General features: G+C 63.1%; 6 protein-coding genes. All 6 read left to right on the plus strand.

What is annotated here, in order from left to right; genetic code table 11:
• A partial coding sequence (gene hydA / locus AC5E6L_RS14240) for a dihydropyrimidinase (RefSeq protein ID WP_491774156.1) occupies positions 1–1,003 on the plus strand: 1,003 nt, incomplete at its 5' end.
• A 194-nt stretch (positions 1,004–1,197) separates the two neighbouring features.
• Positions 1,198–1,899: an NYN domain-containing protein gene (locus tag AC5E6L_RS14245; RefSeq protein WP_491229289.1), complete on the plus strand. Its 702-nt coding sequence runs from the start codon at positions 1,198–1,200 to the stop codon at positions 1,897–1,899.
• Positions 1,892–2,671, plus strand: a complete 780-nt coding sequence (locus tag AC5E6L_RS14250; RefSeq protein ID WP_491774158.1) for an ABC transporter ATP-binding protein — start codon at positions 1,892–1,894, stop codon at positions 2,669–2,671. Before AC5E6L_RS14245 ends, AC5E6L_RS14250 begins: the two co-directional genes overlap by 8 nt.
• Before the next feature lie 93 nt (positions 2,672–2,764).
• Complete coding sequence (locus tag AC5E6L_RS14255) at positions 2,765–3,115, plus strand: GNAT family N-acetyltransferase (protein ID WP_491774160.1); 351 nt, start codon at positions 2,765–2,767, stop codon at positions 3,113–3,115.
• Entirely contained in the window at positions 3,112–3,990 is an 879-nt protein-coding gene (locus AC5E6L_RS14260) for an ABC transporter permease (RefSeq protein ID WP_491774162.1), read from the plus strand. The genes AC5E6L_RS14255 and AC5E6L_RS14260 overlap by 4 nt, the downstream gene beginning before the upstream one ends.
• Before the next feature lie 94 nt (positions 3,991–4,084).
• Positions 4,085–4,568: ABC transporter permease (locus AC5E6L_RS14265; RefSeq protein ID WP_491774164.1), on the plus strand; the 484-nt coding region annotated here is incomplete at its 3' end.

Below are 4,568 nucleotides of genomic sequence, written 5' to 3' on the forward strand. Positions count from 1 at the left end.
CTACAAGGGCGCGCTGATGGTGGATGACGATGAGATGTACTCCTCCTTCCAGCGCTGCGCCGAACTGGGCGCTGTGCCCATGGTGCATGCGGAGAACGGCGATGTGGTGGCCCAGCTTCAGGCCAAGCTCTTGGCCGAGGGCAACGACGGGCCGGAAGCCCATGCCTATTCTCGTCCTGCCCAGGTGGAGGGCGAGGCCACCAACCGCGCCATCATGATCGCCGACATGGCCGGCGTGCCGCTCTATGTGGTGCATGTGTCGTCCGAGGACGCCCATGAGGCGATCCGGCGTGCTCGTACAAGGGGCGTGCGCGTCTGGGGCGAGCCGCTGATCCAGCATCTGACGCTCGACGAGAGCGAATATTTCGACAAGGACTGGGACCATGCCGCCCGGCGCGTGATGAGCCCGCCCTTCCGAAACATCAAGCACCAGGACAGCTTGTGGAACGGGCTGGCGTCCGGCTCGCTGTCGGTGGTGGCGACCGACCATTGCGCCTTCACCACCGCGCAGAAACGCAACGGCGTGGGCGATTTCCGGCTGATCCCGAACGGCACGGGCGGGCTTGAGGACCGGTTGCCGATGCTGTGGACCAACGGCGTCGAGACCGGCCGGCTGACGCTTCACGAGTTCGTCGCCGTCACCTCGACGAACATCGCCAAGATCCTCAACCTCTATCCGAGGAAGGGCGCGATCCTGGAAGGGTCGGACGCCGATATCGTGGTCTGGGACCCGAACAGGGAAAAGACGATTTCCGCCGCCAGCCAGCAATCGGCGATCGATTACAATGTGTTCGAGGGCAAGCGCGTGAAGGGCCTGCCGCGCTTCACCTTGAGCCGCGGCCGGGTGGCCGTCCATGACGGCGAGGTGCGCGGCCAGGAAGGCCATGGCGAATTCGTGCCGCGCCCGCCCAACAATCCGGTCAACACCGCGCTTTCGACGTGGAAGGAACTGACGGCTCCCAGAAAAGTCGAGCGCACGGGTATTCCCGCGAGCGGGGTATGAAAGCTTGGAGTTGCGGTTGTGGCCTGCATGGCTTCCCAATTTAAGCGTTTGAAATCATTGCATATTGATCATAAGGTGTTGCGGTTGGTCCTCAATGGCGCTATTTTACATCTATCCGCCCCTCGGCAGTACGTCCGCTCCCTCGCAATCATGGGGCGGGCCGATCCCTTGGGGCTTTTCTTTTGATGCGGCGCGTGGCGATACTTATTGACGGTGGCTTTCTGCTCAAACGGTTGCCAACCGTTAGACCTGATGTCGCGTCTTCTGACGCTGATGCAGTTGACAAGGCAATTGGTCAACTGGTGCGAAATCACCTCAAAAAGATCGCGCGACAAGAAGGTGTTGGCTCACCACTGTCGCTGCTGTACCGATGCTTCTACTACGATGCGGAGCCTTATCAGGCAAAAGCGCATCGCCCAATCAGCAAATTGGCGCTCGACTATTCAAAGACGCCGGAAGCGGTTTTCCGCTTGGATCTGTTTGATTGTCTAAGGCGTCGGCCGAATTTTGCGGTGCGCCTCGGCGAAGTACGATTGGAACGGCCCTGGGTACTTAAGGAGGAGGCGCAGAAAGACCTCTTGCGAAAGGCTCGCACCATCGACGATCTCAGCGACGATGATTTTCAGGCTGGTCTTCGGCAGAAAGCTGTCGATATGCGGTTGGCCATTGATATTGTTTCGCTCACTTTGAAAAAGCAGGTCGATACAATTGTACTTGTAACGGGTGATTCAGATTTTGTTCCGGCGGCAAAGCTTGCGCGACGAGAGGGCGTTCGTATCATTTTAGATCCTCTAAGGTGGCAGGTGACGCCGGCATTGTTTGAACACATCGACGCGCTGCGTACGGGCTTCCATGAACCGAACTTGAACCAGGCCGAGGCAGGAAGTGATGAGTAGTTTCGTCATCGCCGCCGACGCGCTGGACCTCGTGTTCCAGACCAATGACGGGCCGGTGCACGCTCTGTCGGACATCGCGCTCGACATCAAAAAGGGTGAGTTCGTCTCGCTGATCGGCCCGTCCGGCTGCGGCAAGACCACGCTGTTGCGCGTCATCGCCGATCTCGAACATCCGACCGGCGGGTCGATCACGGTCAATGGCCTCACCCCGCACGATGCGCGGCTCAAGCGCGCCTATGGCTATGTGTTCCAGGCGGCGGCGCTTTTCCCGTGGCGGACGATCGCCGACAATGTCGCGCTGCCGCTCGAAGTGATGGGGCTCGACAAGGCCGAGCGCGACAGCCGCGTGACCGAGAACCTCGAACTGGTCGATCTGGCGGGATTCGAGAACAAGTTCCCCTGGCAATTGTCCGGCGGCATGCAGCAGCGCGCCTCGATCGCGCGGGCGCTGGCCGTCCAACCCGACATGCTCTTGATGGACGAGCCGTTCGGCGCGCTCGACGAGATCGTGCGCGACCATCTGAACGTGCAGCTTCTCAAGCTCTGGCGCGCGACCGACAAGACGATCGTGTTCGTCACGCACTCCATCCCCGAGGCCGTGTACCTTTCGACGCGCATCGTCGTGATGAGCCCGCGTCCGGGCCGCATCCATGAGGTGATCGACTGCGATCTGGGCGACGAGCGGCCGCTCGATATCCGCGAGACGCCGGCGTTCCTGAAGATCGCGCATAAGGTCAGGGAAGGGCTGGCGGCGGGGCATGCCTATGAGTGAGGACGCGCAATGGAGCGAACAAGACCTGGCCAACCGGAGGACGCCCTCGCATGCGCCACGATCCTCAATGACTGGGTCGACGCGCGGCCATGGATGCCGCGCGTGCACACCCGCCAGGACGTCGAAGGCTTCTACCGCCGGACGATTTTCGCCAAGCGCAAGGTATGGGTGGTTGGCGATCCCGTCGCAGGGTTTTTGGCGCTCGATGTCGGGGAGGGCATGGTGACCGCGCTCTATGTCGCCAGAACCGGACAGGGCCTTGGCCGTGCACTGCTCGATTGCGCAAAGCGCCAGTGCGACGCGCTGGAACTGTGGACATTCCAGGCCAATGAGGGCGCGCGTCGGTTTTACATGCGAGAAGGCTTCCTTGAAGTGCGTCGGACGGACGGAGACAATGAGGAGCGGTTGCCCGATGTGTTGCTGCGCTGGGAGCGCGGCGCATGATCCGCTCCCGTCTCGTCCCAATCCTCACCGTCGTTCTGGCGATCGTCGCCGTCTGGTATGCGTTCGCGGTGATCCTGAACGCGCCGTTCGAGCGCAACGCGGCCGCGCGGGCGGGGGAGACGCTGGGTTTCACCGAGCTTCTGCCCAGGACCATGGCCCAGAGGCGCCCCGTGCTGCCCGCCCCGCATCAGGTGGCGGCCGAAATCTGGGAGACGACGGCGATGAAGCCCGTCACCTCCAAGCGCAGCCTGGTCCACCATGCCTGGATCACCCTGTCGGCGACGCTGCTCGGCTTTGCGATGGGCACGGCGCTCGGCATCGCGCTGGCGGTCGGCATCGTGCATTCGCGCGTGCTCGACAAGTCGATGATGCCCTGGATCATCACCTCGCAGACCATTCCCATCCTGGCGCTGGCGCCGATGATCATCGTCGTCTTCAACTCGGTCGGGGTGACCGGGCTTTTGCCCAAGGCGCTGATCTCGACCTATCTTTCGTTCTTCCCGGTCGCCGTCGGCATGGTGAAGGGGCTCAGATCGCCCGAAACCATGCATATGGACCTGATGCACACCTATTCGGCGAGCCGGGCGCAGGCCTTCGCCAAGCTGCGCTGGCCGTCCTCCATGCCGTTCCTGTTCACCTCGATGAAGATCGGCATCGCCGCCTCGCTCGTCGGCGCCATCGTCGGCGAATTGCCGACCGGGGCCGTGGCGGGGCTCGGCGCGCGGCTTCTGGCCGGGTCCTATTACGGCCAGACGGTGCAGATCTGGTCGGCGCTGATCGTGGCCGCGATCATGGCGGGTCTGCTCGTCGGTCTGGTCGGCTGGATCGGCGGTCGCGTCAACCGGCGCATGGGCGTCAGGGAGGCGGGGGCATGAGGATGATGCCCCAATGCCCCCCTCTGTCGGCGAAGCCGACATCTTCCCCCTTGTGGGGGGGATGTCCCGAAGGGACAAAGGGGGGTATCGTGCAATGACAAACCCCGCAATCCTCGTCGCCGCCGTCCTGTTCTGGCTTGCCGCCTGGTACGCCAACACGCGGCTTGCCGCGCTCAGGCCGGAAGCGGGGCCGATGCGGTCGCTTGTCAATCTCGCCATCCCGGTCCTGTTCGGCGCGGCGATCCTCGTGCTTTGGGAGGGCGTCACGCGCGGGCTTGAGGTGCCGAGCGTCATCCTGCCGCCGCCCTCGATGATCTGGGAGCGCATCACGGATTCAGTGCCGGTCCTGTGGGCGGACTTCCGGCAGACCTACGTCAAGGGCGTCGTCTCGGGCTATCTGATCGGCTGCTCGCTGGGCTTTCTGGTCGCCGTTCTGGTCGACCGCTCGCCCTTCTGGAAGGCGGGCGTGTTGCCGATCGGCAACCTGGTCTCGGCGCTGCCGATCGTCGGCATCGCGCCGATCCTGGTGATGTGGTTCGGTTTCGACTGGCAGTCCAAGGCCGCCGTCGTCGTGGTGA

The organism is Roseitalea sp., from assembly GCF_984466335.1.